Below are 19,668 nucleotides of genomic sequence, written 5' to 3'. Positions count from 1 at the left end.
GAGCCACCCATGAGCTCTGCCGCGCGCCACGCCGTCCGTGACCTCGTCGCCTCGGGACTTCTCGACCTCGACTGGATCGGCGCTCAGCTCGGCGTCCAGCCCAGGACGGCCGAGGACGCCGCGCGCGCCGTGATCAACACCCCGGACATCTCGCCGCACCCACTCTTCGAAGCGACGTGGCTGCCCAGCAAGGGGGTGTGGCAGGCGGGCGACCTGCCCGCTTCCCTCTGGTACGTCACCGAGGGCCCTCGCCGCAACCGGCTGGCGCCGCACCCGCTCCTCAACACCGAGCGGATCCTCGAGGAGAACCCCGCTGCTCGCGACCACCAGTTCGGCCCGCTCGCCTGGTGGGCGGACCACGCGACCCGGGACACGCCCCTGCCCGTACGCCGCGGCTACCCGCACCTGCAGTGGGGGGAGTTCCGCGACAACGCCCTGCGCGCCGCCCGTGAGTGGCAGGTGCTCTCCTACCTCGACGCCAACCCGGGCGCCCACCAGCCCTCCCCCGCGACCGACGGACCCGTCGTCACCATCCTGATGAGCGCCCAGGACGTCGGACCCCTGCTGGCGCCGACGATCGCGGCCCTGCAGGACCAGACGCTGGACCAGTGGGAGCTCCTCGTCCTGGACCGGGGTTCCATCGACGCCACCGGCGCGGTCGCGACCGAGGCCGCCGCAGGAGATCATCGCGTCCGGGTGATCCTCGGTTCTCGCACCCAGCTGGGGCGGACCCTCAACCGCGGCATCCAACGGGCACGCGGCGAGTTCCTCGCCTTCCTCGAGCCGGGTCACCACTGGCACCCGGAGTTCCTTGCCCGGGCGGTCAGCATGCTCCGCGCCGGCGACGGGTCCGCCGTGCACGCCTTCACCGGCCCGGAGACCCGCCTGTCGGGCGACCTGGTGACGCCGTCCCAGTTCGACCTCGGGACGACGCTGGTACGCCGATCGATCCTGCACGAGGTCGGCACCTTCGACGAGCACGACCCCGATGAGAGCGATGCGGACGAGACCGTCTCGCGCTTCGTCGATCGTCTCCGGGGCTCGGCGCTGGTCACCTGGGCCGATCCACTGGTCCTGGTCCGGGGCACGAGCACCGACGCCCCGCGCACGGTCAACTGGGAGGCGGCCCAGGCCACCGCCCGAGTGCCGGGTCGCACCAGCATCGTGCTGCCGCTGGGTCACGGCTCGCGCGGCACCGTCGACTGGCTGCTCGCCGGCGGACCGGACGTCGAGGTCGTCGTGGTGGCCACCCGGGACCGTCGCGGCCCGCACCTGCTCACGTCTGCCCTGGCGGGTGTGCTGCCGTCGGTCACCAGCATCTCGGTGCCGACCGGCACCCGCATCTCGTCGGCACTCAACATCGGCATTGCCCACACGACGGGCGAACACGTGGTTCTCCTCCGACCCGAGGCACAGCCCGCGCCCGACGTGCTCCCCCGACTCATCGAGGCGCTCGCCGAGCCCGGCGTCGCCGTCGCCCAGCCCGTGGTGCTCGACCGACGCGGTCTGGTTATCTCCGCCGGTGCCGTCTTCCCGCGTGACGACGGCCGCCTCGGGCTCCTCCTGGCGGGCCATCCACCCTCGGACGCGCAGCGGCTCGGGACGTGCGAGATCCCCGCGCCCGCCTCACCCATGGTGGCGCTGCGCGCCGAGACCCTGCTGACGCTCCAGGGCCTCGACCCGAGCTTCTCCGACGTGCTGGCGGAGACCGACCTCGGGCTCAGGGGCATCGCCACGGGCGCCGGCCGCACCGTCCTGGTGCCGTCGGTCAGCATCACCTCGCGGACGCCGTACGCCGAACCGGCTGATCTCAAGATCGCCCTGGCCGTGCTCCGGTCGCACCGTCACCCCATCGCCCCCGACCGCACGGGCGAGCTCTGGCGTGCCATCGGGTTCGAGCTCACCGGGGTCCGCACCCAGCGAGTCTCGGCCGACTCCGACGACCCCGAGTCGGACTCGGTGCTGCTGCAGCAGCAGGTCGTCCGAGCCGTGCAGGGCATCCACGAGCATCCGCCGCGGCTGCGGTGGACCATCGACACCGCAGCGCCGGCCGGTCCCCGTGGCGAGCGCTGGGGCGACACCCACTTCGCCCGGTCGCTGGCCGCCGCGCTCGAGCGCAGCGGTCAGGACGTCTCGGTCGACTCGCGCGACGCGCGGCACCGCACCTCGCGCGAGCACGACGACGTGGTCCTGGTGCTTCGCGGCCTCGACCACGTCGAGCCGCATCCCACGGCGCTCAACATGCAGTGGATCATCAGCCACCCCGACCTCACCTCGATGACCGAGCTCAAGGGCTTCGAGCTCGTGTACGCCGCGAGCCTCAGCTGGCCCGCACAGATCCGACGCGAGTGGGGAGTGCCCGTCGAGCCGCTCCTGCAGTGCACCGACCCCCGGTTCTTCAACCCCGACCGTGGCGTACCCGACACCGGACCGGCCGTGCTCTTCGTGGGCAACTCGCGTGGTGTCTTCAGACAGGCCGTACGCACCGCGCTCGCCGCCGACGCAGACCTGACGGTGCACGGAGCCGACTGGGACGAGTTCCTCGACCCGTCTGCCGTCGCCTCCTCCGGAGTCCCCAACGAAGAGGTCGGCGCGCTCTACGCCGCTGCCGGGGTCGTCCTCAACGACCACCACCTCGACATGCGCCGCGACAGCTTCCTGTCCAACCGCCTCTTCGACGCCGCTGCCTGCGGAGCCCGGATCGCGACGGACCCCGTCTCCGGGCTGCACGAGACGTTTGGGGAGCTGGTCCAGCCCTTCCAGGACGAGAGTGACCTGCTGCGCCTGATCTCCCCGCCCTACGCAGCGTTCCCCGACAACGACGTCCGCCGGGAGCAGGCGCTGCGCGTGATCGCAGCGCACACCTTCGACCAGCGCGCAGCCCGGCTGGTCGAGGACGCCGTCGGCGCCCTGCGCGGGCGACTGCCTCGCCGCTGACCGGACTGTCCGGTCTCAGCCGCCGAGCAAGGCGTCGACGAAGGCGGCCGCGTCGAACGGCGCGAGGTCGTCGGCGCCCTCGCCCAGTCCGACCAGCTTGACCGGGACTCCCAGCTCGCGCTGGACGGCCACCACGATGCCGCCCTTGGCCGAGCCGTCGAGCTTGGTCAGCACGATGCCGGTGACGTCCACGATCTCGCTGAAGACCCGGGCCTGGATCATCCCGTTCTGCCCGGTGGTCGCATCGAGCACGAGCAGCACCTCGGTGTCGGGGGCCTGCTTCTCGATCACCCGCTTGACCTTGCCCAGCTCGTCCATCAGTCCGGCCTTGTTCTGCAGGCGACCGGCAGTGTCGATCAGGACGGTGTCGACGCCCTGCTCGACGCCTTGCTTCACCGCCTCGAACGCCACGCTGGCAGGGTCGGAGCCCTCGGGACCGCGCACCACCTCGACCCCGACGCGCTCACCCCAGGTGGCGAGCTGCTCGACCGCCGCGGCGCGGAAGGTGTCTGCGGCGCCCAGGGTGACGGTGCGGTCCTCGGCTACCAGGATGCGGGCGATCTTGCCGACCGTGGTGGTCTTGCCGGCGCCGTTGACGCCGACGACCAGCACCACGCCCGGCTTGCCGTCCGCGCCGCTCACCTGGAGGCGACGATCCATGCCGGGGTCCACCAGCGCGATGAGCTCCTCGCGGAGGACGGCCCGCGCGTCCTGGTCCGGGCCCCCCTCGACGCGCAGCCGGGAGCGCAGCCGCTCGACCAGCTGGGTCGTCGGGGCGACCCCGATGTCGGCGGTCAGCAGGGTGTCCTCGATGGATTCCCAGGTGTCCTCGTCCAGCCGGTCACGGCTCAGCAGGGCCAACAGGCCTCGCCCCAGGGTCCCCTGCGAACCAGCGAGGCGCTGACGCAGCCGGATGATCCGCGAGGCCGTGCCCTCAGGTCGGTCCAGGGTCCGCGTCGCAGACACGTCGCCGGCGGCCTCGCCAGGCGACTCGACGTCCACCTCGGTGGGCGGCGGCGAGATCGCGTCGCTGCCGGCGCCCGGCGTTACCGCACGCTTGCCGCGGCGGCCGGACAGCAGACCGGCCAGCGTGAGCACGCCGACAACGGCGATGCCGATGATCAGGTAGAGCCAGTCACCGAGGAAATCCATGGGCCAATCCAATCAGACGCCCGTGGCGGGACTCAGGCGCGGATGTCCTCGTGGTCGCCGATGGTCGGCAACGAGTCGACACCCTTGCGCATCGCGTCACCGAGCTGCGGGACGAGCGGGAGGTCCTCGCCACGGTGCGGGTATGCGACGTACACCACGACCCCGACCGACAGGACGAGGACGAGGAGCATCATAAGGACGATCGCGAGCATGGAGTTTCAACTTCCGAGAGCGTGGTGGGTTGATGCAACGGTGGCACACCGGCGCGGCCTTCAGCGATTCATCGGCTCGCGTGTGGGCGTGTCGTGGCCCCACCCCACCCGCAGGTCGGGGTCAGCGCAGGAGCGGCACGACGGCGGCTCGGATCGCGTCGGGCATCGGCACCACGGGGCGGTTGCCGGTCCCGTGCTCGTTGTCGACGTAGACGTGCACGAAGCGGCCCTCGGCGGCTGCCTCCGGCGAGTCCCCCTGGAAGAGCCCGATGCGGTAGATGATCGAGGAGGTGCCGACCCTGTCGACGACCAGGCCCATCTCGATCGGCTCGGGGAACCCGATCTCGCGGAAGTAGCGGCACGAGGTCTCGGCCACGACGCCGATCTGCGGGAGCAGCCGGACATTGGTGCCGGTGGCCTCGAACAGGTGGGCGTTGACGGCCGTGTCGAAGAGCTCGTAGTAGGTCGCGTTGTTCAGATGGCCGTAGGCGTCGTCGTCACGCCACCGGGTGGTCGCGGTGCGCCAGGCGACGTAGTCGGCGCGGGTGGGCACAGGGGCTCGCTCGGTCACGCCGGCTCCGCCCGGTCCAGCCGCTGGGAGATGACCGCAGAGACGCCGTCGCCGCGCATGGTGACGCCGTACAAGGCGTCGCCGACCTCCATCGTGCGCTTCTGGTGGGTGATGACGAGCAGCTGGGAGTTCTCCCGGAGCTCCTCGTAGATCTCCAGCAGGCGTCCGAGGTTCGTGTCGTCGAGCGCCGCCTCGACCTCGTCGAGGATGTAGAACGGCGAGGGACGGGCCTTGAACAGCGCCACGAGGAACGCCACGGCCACCAGCGAGCGCTCGCCGCCGGAGAGCAGCGAGAGCCGCTTGACCCGCTTGCCGGCAGGGCGCGCCTCGACCTCGATCCCGGTGTTGAGCATGTCGTCGGGGTCGGTGAGCACGAGGCGCCCTTCGCCGCCGGGGAAGAGTCGCGAGAACGTCGAGTCGAAGGCCTTCTCCACGTCGGCATAGGCCTCCCGGAACACCTGCTCGACCCGCGCGTCGACCTCGCGGACGATGTCGAGGAGGTCCTTGCGCGTACGCCGCAGGTCCTCGAGCTGCTCGGAGAGGAACTTGTGGCGCTCCTCCATCGCCGAGAACTCCTCCAGCGCGAGCGGGTTGACCCGGCCGAGCATGGCGAGCGCTCGCTCCGCGGACTTGAGGCGCTTCTGCTGCTCCTCCCGCACGAAGGGCACGGGCTCCGGGGTGACCTGGTCCTCTGCCACCTCACCGAAGAACGGCACCAGGGTCTCGGGGCCGTAGTCGGTGATCAGCCCGTCCGCCTCCATGCCGAGCTCCTCGAGGGCTCGCTCCTCGAGCTGGTCGATCCGCATCTTCTGCTGGGTGCGGGCCATCTCGTCGCGGTGCACGGAGTTGACGAGCTCGTCGTGCTCGCGGGCCAGGTCGCGCAGAGTGGTGCGTACGGCGAGGAGCTGCTGTTCCCGCTCCTGCCTGGACTCCTCGACCGCCGCGCGGGCGTCGGCCGCCATCATCACGGAGCGCTCGAGGGCCTGCAGGACCACAGTCACCGCTGCGTTGACCTCCTCGGCGGCGCTGCCCTCGCGGATCAGGCGCTCGCGGCGCTCTCGAGCGCGGCCCCGGGACTCGCGCTCGGCCTGCGCCGCGCGGAGCAACGAGTCGGCGCGACCGTGCAGCGCGCGTGCCCGCTCCTCGGTGGTGCGCAACGTGAGGCGGGCGTCCATCTCGGACTGGCGCGCCCCGCTGGCCGCCTCCACGAGGCGTTCGCGCTCGGTGAGGTCAGGCTCCTCGTCCGGGGACTCCTCGGCTACGGTGAGCCGGAGCTCCAGGTCAGCCAGACCCGCGACGTCCTTCTCGTGCGCCTCGAGAGCAGTCGCGATGGCGCGTTCGAGACGCTCGGCCTCGCCCTTTGCGGACCGGGCCAGTGAGCCGTACTGACCGAGCTCCTCGGCCACGGCGGCCAGCGTCGCGTCGGACTCGTGCAGCTTGGCCAGAGCCACGTCGGCGCGCTTGAGTGCTTCGTGGCGCTCGGCCTCGAAGCGGGAGATGGTGAAGCCGAGGCGCTCGGTGGTGGCCGTCGCCTCCTGCAGCTGGGTGGTGGCCTCGTCGACCGCTGCCTGGACCTCGAGCAGGCTGGGCTGCCGCGACGAGCCACCGGCCGCGAAGTGGGCGCCGAAGAGGTCGCCGTCCCTCGTGACCGCAGTCAGCCGCGGCTGCTCGCGGACCAGGGCCCGGGCGGCGGCGATGTCGTCGACGACGACGAACCCGGCGAGCAGGCGTGACACCGCCGGCCGGATCTCGTCCGGCGCCTCGACCACGTCGAGGGCGTAGACCGCGCCGGCGGGCAGCGGTGCCCGCGGAGCGTCGTCGACCGACCCCCCGCCGAGCAGCAACCCCGCGCGGCCGAGGTCGTCCCCCTTCAGGTGGGCGATCGCGTCGACGGCCGCCTCCGCGTCGGTGACCACGACAGCATCTGCAGCCGTGCCGAGCGCAGCGGCCACGGCGGCCTCGTAGGCGGGCCGGACGCTCAGCAGCGCGGCCACGGAGCCCATCAGTCCCGACACCGAGTCGGACGCCGCGAGCAGTGCGCCCGCGCCGTCCTTGCGGTTCAGACCGATCTCGAGGGCGTCGCGTCGCGCCACCAGCCCGGCCCTGACGCGATCGGCCTGCTGCGCCTCCTCGCGTGCCTTGGCCAGGCGCTCGTCCACGTCGTCGAGCGCGGCGACGGCGGCTTCGTGCTCGGCGTCGAGGCCCTCCTCCCCCGCGTCGAGCCCGGCCACTCGGGTCTCCAGCGCCGTGAAGTCCTTCTGGGCCCGGGCCGCACGCGCGAGCGCCTCCTCGCGCTGCGCCTGCAGGCGGCCGATCTCGTCGTCAGCGGCAGCCGCTCGCGACTTCAGCGCGTTGACCCGCCCGTGCAGGCGGGCCAGCCCCTCACGCCGGTCGGCCGCGGCGCGGACGAGCCCGGCGATGCGACGCTCCTCCTCCGCGGCTGTCTCCTCGGCCGTACGCCGACCTGCGACCGCGCCTTCGAGCGCGGCCCGGTGTTCCTCGACCAGCGCTGCGATCTCTGCTTCCTGCTCGCGGACGCGCCCGGCCTGGGCCTCCAGCTCGTCGGGGTCGCGTCCGGAGTCGACGGTGTCCGACTCGGCCGCCCCGGCGGCGTTGCGAAGCCGCTCGACAGCCAGCGACTGGGTCCCGCGCAGGCGCTCCTTGAGACCGGACAGGGCGAACCATGTCTCCTGGGCCTTGGCCAGCTCAGGCAGGTCGGTGCGGAGCGCGGCCTCCAGCGCCGTCTCCTGCTCCCGCGCCTTCGCCAGGGCCGCCTCGACCTGCTGGCGACGCTCGAGGAGGATCGACTCGTCGGCCATCTCCTGCTCGAGGGCCCGGCGAGCGTTGACGAGGTCGTCGGCCATCAGCCTGGCGCGGGCGTCACGAACATCGGCCTGCACCGAGGCGGCCCGGCGGGCGACCTCGGCCTGCCGTCCCAGCGGCTTGAGCTGACGCCGGATCTCCGTCAGCAGGTCGCTGAGCCGGGTGAGGTTGCCGTCGGTGGAGTCGAGCTTGCGGAGCGCCTTCTCCTTGCGCTTGCGGTGCTTGAGGACACCGGCCGCCTCCTCGATGAAGCCACGCCGGTCCTCCGGGGTCGCGTGCAGGATCGTGTCGAGCTGCCCCTGACCGACGATGACGTGCATCTCGCGGCCGATGCCGGAGTCGCTGAGCAGCTCCTGCACGTCCAGCAACCGGCAGCTGCTGCCGTTGATCGCATACTCCGAGCCACCGTTGCGGAACATCGTGCGCGAGATGGTGACCTCGGCATACTCGATCGGCAGCGCGCCGTCACTGTTGTCGATCGTCAGCTGCACCTCGGCCCGCCCGAGCGGCGGCCGGCTGGACGTGCCGGCGAAGATGACGTCCTCCATCTTGCCGCCGCGGAGCGACTTGGCGCCCTGCTCGCCCATCACCCAGGCGAGTGCGTCGACGACGTTGGACTTCCCCGAGCCGTTGGGCCCGACGATGCAGGTGATCCCGGGCTCGAGCTGGAGCGTCGTCGAGGACGCAAAGGACTTGAAGCCCTTCAGCGTGAGGCTCTTGAGATACAACGTGCAGCTCCCTGCAGATTTCGGGTGAGCAGATTCCGGTAGGGCGCGGTGAGTACGGCGAACGCGGCATCTTCTCAGACGCCTCGCGCGATGCAGGGGAAGCGGGTCCACCCTAACCGGCAGTCCGGCGCACTCCGGGGAGGTGGCGGGCGGATGTGTAGCCTCCACCCGTGCCCGGTAGAGACACCCCGTTGACCACCCTGCTCGACCTCCGCGTCGGCCACGGTCTCGAGATCGGACCGCTCGACCGGCCCATCGCCGTACGCCCCGAGTCCGACGTGTCCTACCTGGACGTGTCCGACCGCTCCAAGCTGCAGGCACACTACGGCCCTGACGACAACGTGGACGTCGACAAGATCCCGGAGCTCGACTTCTGGCTCGAGCACGACGACGGGTTCCGCAGTCTCGAGGACGCCTGCAGCACCGGCGCCCCCTTCGACTGGGTCCTCGCCAGTCACGTCATCGAGCACATCCCGGACGTCATCGGATGGCTGCGCCAGCTGTGGCAGGTGACCGCCGACGACGGCGAGCTCGCCCTCAGCGTGCCGGACCGTCGGTTCTGCTTCGACCTCCACCGGCCGGCCACGACCGTCGGCCAGGCACTCGAGGCGCACGACCGCGGCGACCAGACCCCGTCCCCGCGGGCCGTCTTCGACGCCCACCGCGGAGCAGTCGACGTGCCGGCCGAACGCGCCTGGGCGGGCGACGTGCCGGACGCCACCGCCCGCAGCCACACCTGGGACCACGCCCTCGAGCTGCTCGAGCGCTGCCGGCGAGGCGAATACGTCGACAGCCACGTGTGGTTGTGGACCCCTCGGGAGTTCGTGTCGTTCATCGACGACCTGTGCCATCTCGGGCTCGTCGACTTCGTGGTCGACCGGCTGCTGCCCACGGCGCACAACGACCTCGAGTTCCACGTCGTGCTGGTCCGGCTGCCGGCGGGCATGGACGGGGACGCGCGGGACGAGCGCCGTGGGCGCGCCCACGGCGCGGCGCTGGCCGCCCTGCCGCCGGAGCGCACCATCAGCACCCCGGAGCCGGCGCCCGACCCCGATCCGGTCGAGCTGCTGCAGGCCGAGCTCGTCGAGGCCCGGCGTCAGCGCGACCGGGCCAGACGCCGCGTACGCCGCCTGCAGGACCAGCTGGGCGACGCCGGGTCCGCTCGCCGCGCTGGTGCGCTCACTCGGGCGTCCCGACGACTTCGTCGCGGGGCGCGCTAGCAGCCTCGTCGGCGTGCGCGATCTTCGCGAGCTGGCCCCACACCAGGGCGAGGGTGAGCCCTGAGCCGACGAAGGCGAACCACCACGGCGCGTTGACGCCCCACTGACGCGCGATCAGGCCGCCGAGGAGTGACCCGCCGAGCATCCCGCCCATCACGCACAGCATGTAGACCGACCCGACGCGCCCCTGGAACTCCGCAGGCACCGCGCGCTGACGGACCGTCTGCGACAGGGTCCCCCAGACGAAGGCGTAGGCGCCGAAGAAGAACATCAGCGGGTAGGCGGCGTACGCCGAGGTCGTCAGTGCCATCGCCAGGTGGAAGACCACCTCGCTCGCCAGCACCGTGCGCATCAGGGTCGCCAACGGCACCCGGCGCTCGATGCGGCCGTAGAACAGTGTCCCGAGCAGGCCGCCCAGGGCGGACGCGGTCGTGAGCAGGCCGAAGCCGGCAGCGTCGATCCCGACCCGTTCGGTGGCCCAGAGCACGAGCACCGACCATGGTGCCGCCCAGGTGATGTTGAAAACCACGATCACGAGTGCCAGCGTCCGCACGGGACCGTTGCCGACCAACCACAGCACCCCCTCGGCGATGTCCTGGCGGACGTGGGTCTCCACGTGTTTCCGCACTGCTCCGCGGGGGGTGGCGATCCGGGACACCAGGACCACTCCCAGCGCCACGCACACCGTCTGGATCACGAACGGCCACGCCGTGCCGGCGGCGAAGATCACCGCTCCGGCCGCCGGTCCCACGAGCTGGTTGGCCGTCAGGAACCCCACCTGGATCCGGGCGTTCGCGATGCCGAGATCCACCTTGTCGACCAGCATCGGCACCAGGGTGCTGGTCGCGGTGTCCGCGAAGACCTCGGCCAGACCGATGAGGAACATGGCCGCCATCACGAGCCAGATGTTCACCTGACCGGTGACGATCACCACGCACAGGCCGCCCAGCACCACGGCCCGTGCCGCATCCATCGTCATCACCAGCACCCGGCGGTCGAGCCGGTCGGCCATCGCGCCCGCAACGAGCCCGAACACCAGCCACGGGAGCTGGAACGACATCGCTGCGGCGGCCACCAGGAGCGGGTTGCGGGTCTGCGATGCCACCAGCAGCGGTCCCGCCGCCATCATCAGTCCGTCGCCGAGGTTGGTCGTCCACGACGACGCGACCAGCCAGCGGAAGGAGGTCCCGAGCCGCCGCGGGAAGACGGTCTCGACCAGGCGGCTCACAAGGCCGAGAGCCTAGTCGCGACGCTAGTCCTGGTGCAGCACCCGGCGCCTGCGCATCACGACGAGGAAGGCCCCCAGTGCACCGAGCGCGCCGATCGGGGCTGCCCCGGTGAGGCCGAGGTCCGTCCCCGAGCCGCCGGGCAGGAGGGTCGGGTCGGGCACCGCGCCGACCGAGTCCCCCTCGACGTCCACGGCGAGGACGTCAAGCCCACGCACCAGGTCGACCGAGTAGGCGACGTTGGTCTTCTTGCCGGTGGCGACGCCACGGGAGCTGTAGACCGGGACCCAGTAGCTGTCCCAGACCTCGGAGGCTCCGAACCAGGCGAAGCCGTGGCTCTTGGGCGCCAGCGGGTTGTTCACGTCGATGAACTGGGTGCCGCCGCCGTAGTAGCCGACCGACACGATCCCGGACTGGTGGTAGTCGAACCAGTGCGCGGAGCAGAACGCTCCGACGGGCAGCGGGTACGTCGCAAGGTCGGCCAGCTCCACCTTGGCGAGCGGGACGATCGAGCCGTCGGAGCCGTCCAGCCGCTTGATGTGCCAGGTCTGGAAGGACCCTGCCGTCGAGCAGTCGGGGTTCTCGTAGTCCTCCTCGGTGACGAGCAGGATGTTGCCGTTCTTCAGCGAGGGAGCGGCGTCGGGACGGAAGGCCGCTGCGTTGGGGTGGAAGGAGTTGTGGTGGATGAAGTTGTTGAAGCCGTTGCTCATGCCCTCACGAGACGAGTCGCCCGCAGCCCCGGTGTTGGCGATCTCCACCGGCTTGATCGGGTTGGAGACGTCGTAGACGTACGTCCCACCGGCACCCGTGTGGACTCCGCGCCCCGCACCGTCGAAGTTCCACTTGTGGCCGCCCCAGCCCACCGCGTCGGAGCGGAACGGCTGGAGGCCCGCGGTCGCCGGGTCGCTGTCGACCTCGACGGGACGGTCGAGGTTGCTCAGGTCGAAGATCGAGAAGCTGCCCTGGCCGGGGACCTGGCTGTCGTCACCGGCCGAGTAGACGTAGCGGCAGGCGGTGTCGACGACGCAGCTGACCGTGTGGGTGCTGGTCGTGGACGGCACGCGGGAGCGGATGCGCGGGGTCGTCGGGTCGGTGACGTCGACGATGATCAGCTCGTAGTCGCCCCGGGCGGGGTCGTTGACGTGCGTGATGTCGCCGGGCGAGGCCTGGTAGAGGTCGACGCCGATGAGAGCGAACCGCTGGGTGGTCCTGCCCACCTTGCGCTCGCCGCAGTTCATCGCCTCGTTCTCGAACTGGAGGCTCGGCAAGGTGCCCACCCGCTTCGGGTCGAGCGGGTTGCTGACGTCGTGCACGATGACCGAGTCGAGCCCGGACATCACGAAGAGGGGCGCGGTCTTCATGAAGCAGCCCGAGATCCCCGCCGAGCCGGGATTGCTGTCGACGAGGCTGACGCTGGGGCTCATCACAACGGGCGCGTTCAACCCCGCGTCGTACTCGGAGCGCTTCTGGTCCATGCGGTCGCGGTCACCGTGGGCCAGGGCGGGGCTGGTCAGGGCGACCGACGCGCCCAGGATGAGGGCCGCTGTGGCGGCGGGCAGGGTTCGCATGGCACCTCAACGAGGCACACGTGTCGGAGGTCACGCCCCGACGTCGAGCGGATCAGGCCGGCAGCATCTCCGACTCGAGGGCGGGCGTGGAGCGCTCGGCGACCAGTCGCTCGTTCTCGAGGCGCAGGCGGTCGTTCTCGAGCTGGACCTGCAGCACCAGCGTCTCGAGGTCGCACACGCGCCGACGCAGCCGTTGGTTGTCCAGGGACACTCGAGAGGGGACGCGTTGGTCGCTGCGAAGATGTCCGATCAGCGCCTTCGCCATGAGGTGCGCCCCTTCGAGCCGAGTCAGTGAGAAGTGGAGGGTGGCCGCGGTTTGCCACCGCCTACCAGAGTCCCACCCGTCGGGGTGCAGGTCAATGTCGCGACGAGGGCATTCGCGCCCGGCGTGGGACCTTCTGGCACGTCGGGCAGAAGAACGACGACCGGTTCATGAACGCCGCGCGCCTGATCGCCGTCCCGCACCGCTCGCACGGCTCCCCCTCGCGGCCGTAGGCGTGCAGGGAGCGGTCGAAGTAGCCGGACTCGCCGTTGACGTTGACGTAGAGCGCGTCGAACGACGTCCCGCCCTGGCCCAGCGCCTCCCGCATGACCGTGCTCGCGTGGCTGAGGACCAGGTCGGCCTGGGCGCGGGTGAGCCGGTCGCCCGGTCGGTCGTAGTGCAGCTGCGCCGCCCACAGGGCCTCGTCGGCATAGATGTTGCCGATGCCGGAGACGAGTCCCTGGTCGAGCAGCTGGCGCTTGATCCCGACCGTACGGCGACGGATCCGCCTCACGACAGCCTCCTGGTCGAACTCCGGGTCGAGCGGGTCGCGGCCGATGTGGACGATCTCGGTCGGCAGCTCCGCCCCGCCGTCGGAGATCAGCAGCCCGCCGAACATCCGCTGGTCCACCAAGCGCATCTCCAGACCCCCCGAGAGCGTGAACCGCACCCGTAGGTGCTTCTCGTCCGGCACGCCGGGCTGCTGGAGCAGCATCTGCCCGCTCATCCCGAGATGTCCGAGCACGGCGTCGCCGGAGCTGAGGGCGAGCCAGAAGTACTTGCCGCGGCGGCGTACGGCGGTGATCTCGTGGCCGATCAGGTGGGCGACGAAACCGTCGGCGCCACGGGGGTCACGTCGCAGCGGGCGTGGGTGCAGCACGTCGACGCCCTCGATCGTGGCGCCGGTGACGTGACGGGCCAGCCCTGCCCGGACGACCTCGACCTCGGGGAGTTCGGGCACCGGTCAGGAGCGGTCGAAGACGAGCTCGGGGTGGAGCTTCGACAGCTCGCCGTAGGCGGTCTCGGCAGCGCCCTGCTCGGCCTGCTTCTTGGAGCCGCCGGTGCCGTGCCCGTAGAGCGTGTCGCCCACCCGGACGCGGGCCACGAAGGACTTCATGTGGTCGGGGCCGTCGTCCTCGATCACGTATTCGGGGACGCCGAGACCCAGGGTCGCGGAGAGCTCCTGCAGCGAGGTCTTCCAGTCCAGCCCGGCGCCCATCGAGGCAGCCGTGACCATCATGTCGTCGAAGAGCCGGTGCACGACCCGCGAGGACGCCTCGATGCCGCCGCTCATGTGGATCGCGCCGATCAGCGCCTCGACGGTGTCGGAGAGGATCGATGCCTTCTCGCGACCGCCGGTGGTCTCCTCACCGCGGCCGAGCTTGATGTGCTGCCCGAGCTCGATCCTGCGTGCCACGTCGGCCAGGGCGCGGGCGTTGACCACGGCAGCGCGGAGCTTGGCCAGCCGACCCTCGGACAGGTCGGGGTGGGTGGTGTAGAGCGTCTCGGTCACCACCACGCCCAGCACCGAGTCGCCGAGGAACTCGAGGCGCTCGTTGGTGGGGAGCCCACCGTTCTCGTAGGCGTAGGAACGGTGGGTGAGGGCGCGCTCGAGGAGCTCGGGTTCCAAAGTGGGATTCCCGAGCGCCTCGCGCAGCGCCTGTGTGCTCAGCGGACTTGCTTGTGCTCGCTCAGAGGACCTGGCGGAGTGCGGCGCGGGCGCCGTACTGGCCGCACGAGCCGCACGCGCGGTGCGGGAGGTGCTTGGCCTCGCAAGCGGGGTTGACGCAGTTCACGAGGGTCGGCGCAACGGCCTTCCACTGCGACCGGCGGTGGCGCGTGTTGCTCCGCGACATCTTCCGCTTCGGGACAGCCATGGTGTTCTCCTTGGTGTTGCCGGCCGAGTCTCCTCGACCGTACGTGTCATTCCTGGGTGGTGCTGGGGTCGTGCGGGACTACATCCTGCAGCGCGGTGAGGCTGGCCCACCGCGGGTCGATCGGTTCGTCGTGCGCGTGCTCGGGATCATCGGCCAGTCGTGCACCGCACTCGATGCACAGCCCTGGACAGCCCTCCTCGCACAGCGGCCGGAACGGAAGTGCAAGCACCACCGCGTCCCGCAGCAGCGGCTCGAGGTCGAGCAGGTCGTCCTCGAGTCGGCTGACTTCGTCATCGAGTTCTGCATCTTGCGGGTCGTGCCGGACGTCGTCGTAGACGAACAGCTCCTGGAACCGGACCTGGGTCATCTCCTGGATCGGTTCCAGGCACCGTGCGCATTCGCCGACCAGCTCTGCCGAGGCGGAGCCGGAGACCAGCACGCCCTCCATGACCGCCTCGAGCCGCAGGTCGAGTTCGACCGGCGATCCTTCGGGGACACGCAAGACTTCGATGCCGAGCTCTGCCGGCGCCGGCACGGTGCGCACCACGTCCCGCTGGGACCCCGGGCGGCGGCCGAGCTCGCGTGTGTCGAGCACGAGCGGCACCCTCGGGTCCAGGCTGGTCACGATGTCACTCCGGTCCGAACACTGAACAGAACCACGAAAGCGTAGCCGTCGGGCGGGTGCCGGGGCAAAACGGAGGGGCCGGCCTGCAGCCTCACTGGGCCCTCACCGGGTTTCCCCGCCCTCGGCCAGCCGGGCGACGAGCTGCTCGCGCACGAACTCGGGGACCAGACCCGTGACGTCACCGCCGAAGGTGGCGACCTCCTTGACCAGGCTGCTCGCCACGAAGGACCACTCCGGGCTCGTCGGCATGAAGACCGTCTCCACCGGCGCGAGGTGGGAGTTCATCTGGGCCATCTGGAGCTCGTAGTCGAAGTCGCTGACGGCCCGCAGGCCCTTCACGATCGCGTCGATCTCCTGCTCGACGCAGAACTCGGTCAGCAAGCCGGTGAAGGTGTCGATCCGGACGTTCTCCCACGGGGCGCAGGCGCGCGTGAGCATCTCGAGCCGCTCGTCGGCGCTGAAGAGCCGGCTCTTGGACGCGTTGACCCCGACGGCGACGACGACCTCGTCGAAGAGCCTTGCCGCCCGCTCGATGATGTCGAGGTGGCCGTTCGTCACCGGGTCGAAGGACCCGGGGCAGACCGCCCTGTGCAGTCGACCGGTCATGAGCTCAACTCCTGGTGCTCGGGGCTGCGTGACCGTACCAAAGCATGGTCTCGCCGTACTTCTTCGCCCGGTCACCGACGAGACCCTCGGGCCAGGTGAGGTCGGGGCTGCGTGCCGACCGTTCGACCACCACCAGGGCGCCCGGCACGAGCCAGTCGCCGTGGACGAGCGCGGCCAGCGCCGTGGCGACCTCCTCGTCCGCCAGCGGGTAGGGCGGGTCGGCGAAGACGATGTCGTACGGCGCAGAGGGTGACTTGCGCAGCGTGGCAGCCACCGACGACGCCGCCACGTAGGCACGGGTCGCCCCCAGGGACTCGGCGTTGCGGGCGATCAGCGCTGCGGTCCTTCGGTCCTGCTCCACGAACGAGACCACGCCCGCCCCGCGCGACCACGCCTCGAGCCCCACGGCCCCGGACCCGGCATAGAGGTCGAGGAACCGCAGACCGCTGAGCGACCCGCTCCATGCCTCGACGGCGGAGAACAACGCCTCGCGCACCCGGTCGCTCGTGGGCCGCGTCGCGGACCCTCGAGGGGTGACCAGCCGCCGCCCCCCGGCTGCCCCACCGATGATGCGCGTCACGACTTGTCCACGTATTCGGAGTGCTGCGACGCCTCGATGTCGGCGACGGCGGCCGCCAGTCCGGGATATGCCGACAGGTCGGCGTCCTCACGCAGCAGCTCGTCGGCGGCTTCCCGGGCCCGCAGGATCGTCTTCTCGTCGCGCAGGACGCGCAGCGTGACGAGGCTGGACCGGAAGCCCGACTGGTTGGCCCCGAGGACGTCGCCCTCGCGCCGCTGTTCGAGGTCGACCCTGCTGAGCTCGAAGCCGTCCGTGGTCGAGGCCACGGCGTCGAGGCGTTCGCGTGCCGGCGTGCCGGCCTCGGCCCGCGAGACGAGCAGGCACAACCCCGGCAATCCCCCTCGGCCGACGCGTCCACGGAGCTGGTGGAGCTGGCTGACGCCGAACCTGTCGGCGTCGAGCAGCACCATCGTGGTGGCGTTGTGGACGTCGACCCCGACCTCGATGACGGTGGTGGAGATCAGGACGTCGACCTGTCCGGCCGCGAAGGCGCGCATCGTGCGCTCCTTCTGGTCCGCCGGGAGCCTGCCGTGGAGCACCGCGGTGCGCAGGCCCTGCAGCTCGCCGCCGGAGAGCTCCTCGTGGAGGTCCTCGACGGCCGCCAGCGGGACCTTCTTGGTGGTGACCTCGCCGTCCTCGTCGACGTCGAGCTGGTCGCTCTCGCCCTCCTCCAGGGTGTCCCCGCTGATCCGGGGGCAGACCACGTAGACCTGGTGACCCTTCGCCACCTCCTCGCGCACCCGCTCCCAGACCCGGCTGATCCACTGCGGCTGGTCCACGAGGGGCACGACGTTGGTCTGGATCGGCGCACGACCCGCGGGGAGCTCGGTGAGCACCGAGGTCTCGAGGTCGCCGAAGACGGTCATCGCGACCGTGCGCGGGATCGGGGTCGCCGTCATCACGAGGACGTGTGGAGGCGTGCCTGCCTTGCCGGTCAGCGCCGCTCGCTGCTTCACCCCGAAGCGGTGCTGCTCGTCGACCACGACGAGTCCGAGGTCGGCGAACGTCACCGACTCCTCGAGCAGCGCGTGGGTGCCGATGACGATCCCGGCGTCCCCGCTGGACAGCATCGACAGCGCCTCGTCCTTGGCGGCCTTGGGCATCGACCCGGTGAGCAGCGCGACCGTGGTGCCGTCGGCGGCTCCTCCGAGCATTCCGCCCTGCGCGAGGTCGCCGAGCATCGCCGAGATCGACCGATGGTGCTGCTGCGCGAGCACCTCGGTCGGCGCGAGCAGCGCGGCCTGGCCCCCGGAGTCCACCACCCGGAGCATCGCGCGGAGCGCCACCACGGTCTTGCCGGAGCCGACCTCGCCCTGGAGCAGACGGTTCATCGGGTGGGCCTGCGCGAGCTCGGTCTCCAGCACCTCGCCGATCTCGCCCTGGCCGGCGGTGAGGTCGAAGGGCAGCCGCTCGTCGAAGGCGGCGAGCAGTCCTCCCCCACCGGTCCGGGCCTGCGCACCGAGGGCGCGCTGGGCCGCGCGTCGTCGGGCGAGCACGAGCTGCAGGACGAGCGCCTCCTCGAAGCGGAAGCGCCGCTGACCGGCGCCTGCCTGGGCGTAGTCGTCGGGCCCGTGCACCAGCCGGAGCGCGGTCATGACGTCGAGCACGTCGTAGCGCTCGCGGAGTGCGGGCGTCAGCACGTCGGGCACGTCCGTCACGAGGTCCAGCGCCACCCGGATGACCTTGATGAGGTCCCAGACGTAGAGCCGGTTCGTGAGCGGATAGACCGGGAGCAGCTTGCTGAGGCTCTGGTCCTCACCTCCGTCACCGAACATCAGGTGGTGGGGCTGCTCGAGCTGCCAGCTGCCGTTGAAGATCTTGGTCTTGCCGGTGAAGAGTCCCCGACTCCCGAGGGGCATCTGTTCGGCGTACGAGCTGGCCTGTCCGGCATGTGGGGTGAAGAACGAAAGTGAGAAGGACGGTCCGTTGGTGCGGATCCGGACCTCGGTGCGGTACTGCAGCTTGCGACCGCGCTGGAAGGTCTTCACGGTGCTCGACGTCACCTCGCCGACGACCGACAGGAGCTGGCCGACCTCCGGGGTGCCGACCTCGGAGAGCTCCTTCGTCTGGACGTAGCGGCGAGGGAAGTGGCGCAGCAGCTCACCGACGGTGTGGATGCCGAGGCCCTCCTCGACGAGCTTGCGCTTGGGCGAGCGTCCGAAGACGCTGGCCACGGGCGACTCAGGCGTGATCGAGACCATTCACTCCACGCTCACCAGCAGGGGATAACGGTCCTGACCGCCGTCGTAGACCACGACGTCGACGGCCGGGTGCGTCTTCTCCACGTATGCCGCAGCGCCGGCCGCCATCTCCTCGCCCCCCGCCCCGGAGACGATGGTGACCAGCTCGCCGCCACCACCCATCAGCCGCTCGAGCACCTCCACCGCGACCGTGTGGGCGTCCTGCCCCACGATGGCGAAGTCGCCCGCGATCACCCCGAGCACGTCTCCCGGCTCGCAGGGGCCGGCCATCGTCATCGCCTGCCTGGCCGCGACGGTGACCGCACCGTGGCGGGCGTGACGGGCCGTGGCCGTCATCTCCCGGACGTCATGGTCGAAGGTGCGGCCCGGCTCGTGGACGGCCATGGCGGCGAGCCCCTGGACCTGCGCCTTCGAGGCAACCACCTCGACCCGGACCTCACCGCTCTCCTCGGCCGTGCGGGCGGCGATCTCCGCGACCCGGATGGAGTCGGCGTCGTTGGGGAGCACCACGACCTCGGCGGCACCGCAACCGGTGATGGCGTCGAGGATCTGGCCCGTGGAGGGACGCCGACCGGGGCCACCGTGGACGACGACGGCGCCGGCCTCCTCGAAGAGCGCCGCCAGCCCCGGGCCGGCTGCGACGGCGACCACCTTGCGCCCGGTCCTGGTGGCGGGGTGGCGCCCCTGCGCGGACTGCTGGGCGACCTGGTCGGCAAAGTGGGTGACCCGCACGCGATAGGGGCGGCCGGCCTCGATCCCGGCCTCGATGGCGGCACCGACGTCGTCGACGTGCACGTGGACGTTCCACAGCCGGTCCGATCCCACCACGACCAGGCTGTCGCCGAGCCCGGAGAGGGCCTTCTTCAACAGGGTGACCGCGCTCTCCTCGGCGTCGAGGAGATACATCACCTCGTAGGCCGGGCCCTCGGGGCTGAGGTCACCCTGCAGGTCGCCGTGCAGGGCGAGCGGCACCGGGATCCGCGGGACCCCGATCGGGGCAGGGGGTGGCCGGCGTCCCGTGGAGACCGTCTCGGCTGCGTCGAGGACGACGCACAGACCCCGGCCGCCCGCGTCGACGAC

Annotated in this window: 16 protein-coding genes and 1 pseudogene; 2 read left to right on the top strand and 15 right to left on the bottom strand. The window is 71.1% G+C overall.

Annotated elements, in window-relative coordinates; translation table 11 throughout:
* Positions 1-9: 9 nt before the first annotated feature.
* The gene (locus JWN68_RS07095; protein WP_297736705.1) at positions 10-2,937 is read left to right on the top strand and encodes a glycosyltransferase; all 2,928 of its coding nucleotides are present in this window, start codon (positions 10-12) and stop codon (positions 2,935-2,937) included.
* 15 nt (positions 2,938-2,952) lie between these two features.
* On the opposite strand, the gene ftsY is transcribed toward JWN68_RS07095, so the two are convergent.
* The 4 genes from ftsY to smc form a co-directional block, all read right to left on the bottom strand.
* Positions 2,953-4,089 (bottom strand): signal recognition particle-docking protein FtsY, encoded by a 1,137-nt coding sequence (gene ftsY / locus JWN68_RS07090; protein WP_297736701.1) that lies wholly within the window; start codon positions 4,087-4,089, stop codon positions 2,953-2,955.
* A gap of 32 nt (positions 4,090-4,121) precedes the next feature.
* The gene (locus JWN68_RS07085) at positions 4,122-4,301 is read right to left on the bottom strand and encodes a hypothetical protein (RefSeq protein WP_297736698.1); all 180 of its coding nucleotides are present in this window, start codon (positions 4,299-4,301) and stop codon (positions 4,122-4,124) included.
* A 121-nt stretch (positions 4,302-4,422) separates the two neighbouring features.
* A complete protein-coding gene (locus tag JWN68_RS07080; RefSeq protein ID WP_297736696.1) occupies positions 4,423-4,872 on the bottom strand; it encodes an acyl-CoA thioesterase in 450 nt (149 codons plus the stop codon).
* Complete coding sequence (smc, locus tag JWN68_RS07075) at positions 4,869-8,423, bottom strand: chromosome segregation protein SMC (protein ID WP_297736693.1); 3,555 nt, start codon at positions 8,421-8,423, stop codon at positions 4,869-4,871. The genes JWN68_RS07080 and smc overlap by 4 nt, the downstream gene beginning before the upstream one ends.
* Positions 8,424-8,593: 170 nt before the next feature.
* Between smc and JWN68_RS07070 the strand changes: the two genes are divergently transcribed.
* Entirely contained in the window at positions 8,594-9,643 is a 1,050-nt protein-coding gene (locus JWN68_RS07070) for a methyltransferase domain-containing protein (protein WP_297736690.1), read from the top strand.
* Here JWN68_RS07070 and JWN68_RS07065 read toward each other — a convergent pair.
* The 11 genes and pseudogenes from JWN68_RS07065 to JWN68_RS07015 all read right to left on the bottom strand — a co-directional run.
* Positions 9,603-10,871 carry an MFS transporter gene (locus JWN68_RS07065; protein WP_297736687.1) on the bottom strand — a complete coding sequence of 423 codons (1,269 nt, stop codon included), beginning with the start codon at positions 10,869-10,871 and terminating at the stop codon, positions 9,603-9,605. The two genes, JWN68_RS07070 and JWN68_RS07065, sit on opposite strands and share 41 nt — an antisense overlap.
* A 24-nt stretch (positions 10,872-10,895) precedes the next feature.
* Positions 10,896-12,437: a hypothetical protein gene (locus JWN68_RS07060; RefSeq protein WP_297736684.1), complete on the bottom strand. Its 1,542-nt coding sequence runs from the start codon at positions 12,435-12,437 to the stop codon at positions 10,896-10,898.
* A gap of 52 nt (positions 12,438-12,489) precedes the next feature.
* Positions 12,490-12,702, bottom strand: a complete 213-nt coding sequence (locus tag JWN68_RS07055) for a hypothetical protein (protein WP_297736681.1) — start codon at positions 12,700-12,702, stop codon at positions 12,490-12,492.
* A gap of 91 nt (positions 12,703-12,793) precedes the next feature.
* Complete coding sequence (gene mutM / locus JWN68_RS07050; RefSeq protein ID WP_297736678.1) at positions 12,794-13,660, bottom strand: bifunctional DNA-formamidopyrimidine glycosylase/DNA-(apurinic or apyrimidinic site) lyase; 867 nt, start codon at positions 13,658-13,660, stop codon at positions 12,794-12,796.
* A gap of 3 nt (positions 13,661-13,663) precedes the next feature.
* Positions 13,664-14,329: a ribonuclease III gene (rnc, locus tag JWN68_RS07045; RefSeq protein WP_297736675.1), complete on the bottom strand. Its 666-nt coding sequence runs from the start codon at positions 14,327-14,329 to the stop codon at positions 13,664-13,666.
* Between the two features lie 61 nt (positions 14,330-14,390).
* Complete coding sequence (rpmF, locus tag JWN68_RS07040) at positions 14,391-14,576, bottom strand: 50S ribosomal protein L32 (protein WP_297736672.1); 186 nt, start codon at positions 14,574-14,576, stop codon at positions 14,391-14,393.
* Between the two features lie 46 nt (positions 14,577-14,622).
* Positions 14,623-15,171, bottom strand: coding sequence for a YceD family protein (locus JWN68_RS07035; RefSeq protein WP_297736669.1), 549 nt, complete (start codon positions 15,169-15,171; stop codon positions 14,623-14,625).
* A 132-nt stretch (positions 15,172-15,303) separates the two neighbouring features.
* Positions 15,304-15,795 carry a pantetheine-phosphate adenylyltransferase gene (gene coaD, locus JWN68_RS07030; RefSeq protein WP_366519759.1) on the bottom strand — a complete coding sequence of 164 codons (492 nt, stop codon included), beginning with the start codon at positions 15,793-15,795 and terminating at the stop codon, positions 15,304-15,306.
* A 16-nt stretch (positions 15,796-15,811) separates the two neighbouring features.
* Positions 15,812-16,387 (bottom strand): 16S rRNA (guanine(966)-N(2))-methyltransferase RsmD, encoded by a 576-nt coding sequence (gene rsmD / locus JWN68_RS07025; protein ID WP_297736663.1) that lies wholly within the window; start codon positions 16,385-16,387, stop codon positions 15,812-15,814.
* Positions 16,384-18,588: an ATP-dependent DNA helicase RecG gene (locus tag JWN68_RS07020; RefSeq protein ID WP_297736660.1), complete on the bottom strand. Its 2,205-nt coding sequence runs from the start codon at positions 18,586-18,588 to the stop codon at positions 16,384-16,386. The genes rsmD and JWN68_RS07020 overlap by 4 nt, the downstream gene beginning before the upstream one ends.
* Positions 18,589-19,668: pseudogene (locus JWN68_RS07015) on the bottom strand (Dak phosphatase); the annotation flags it as partial.

It is taken from the genome of Nocardioides sp. (assembly GCF_025964975.1).
Taxonomy (GTDB): domain Bacteria; phylum Actinomycetota; class Actinomycetes; order Propionibacteriales; family Nocardioidaceae; genus Nocardioides.
The sequence above is the reverse complement of the archived record's forward strand: the minus strand, read 5'-3'. Positions and strand labels throughout refer to the sequence as shown.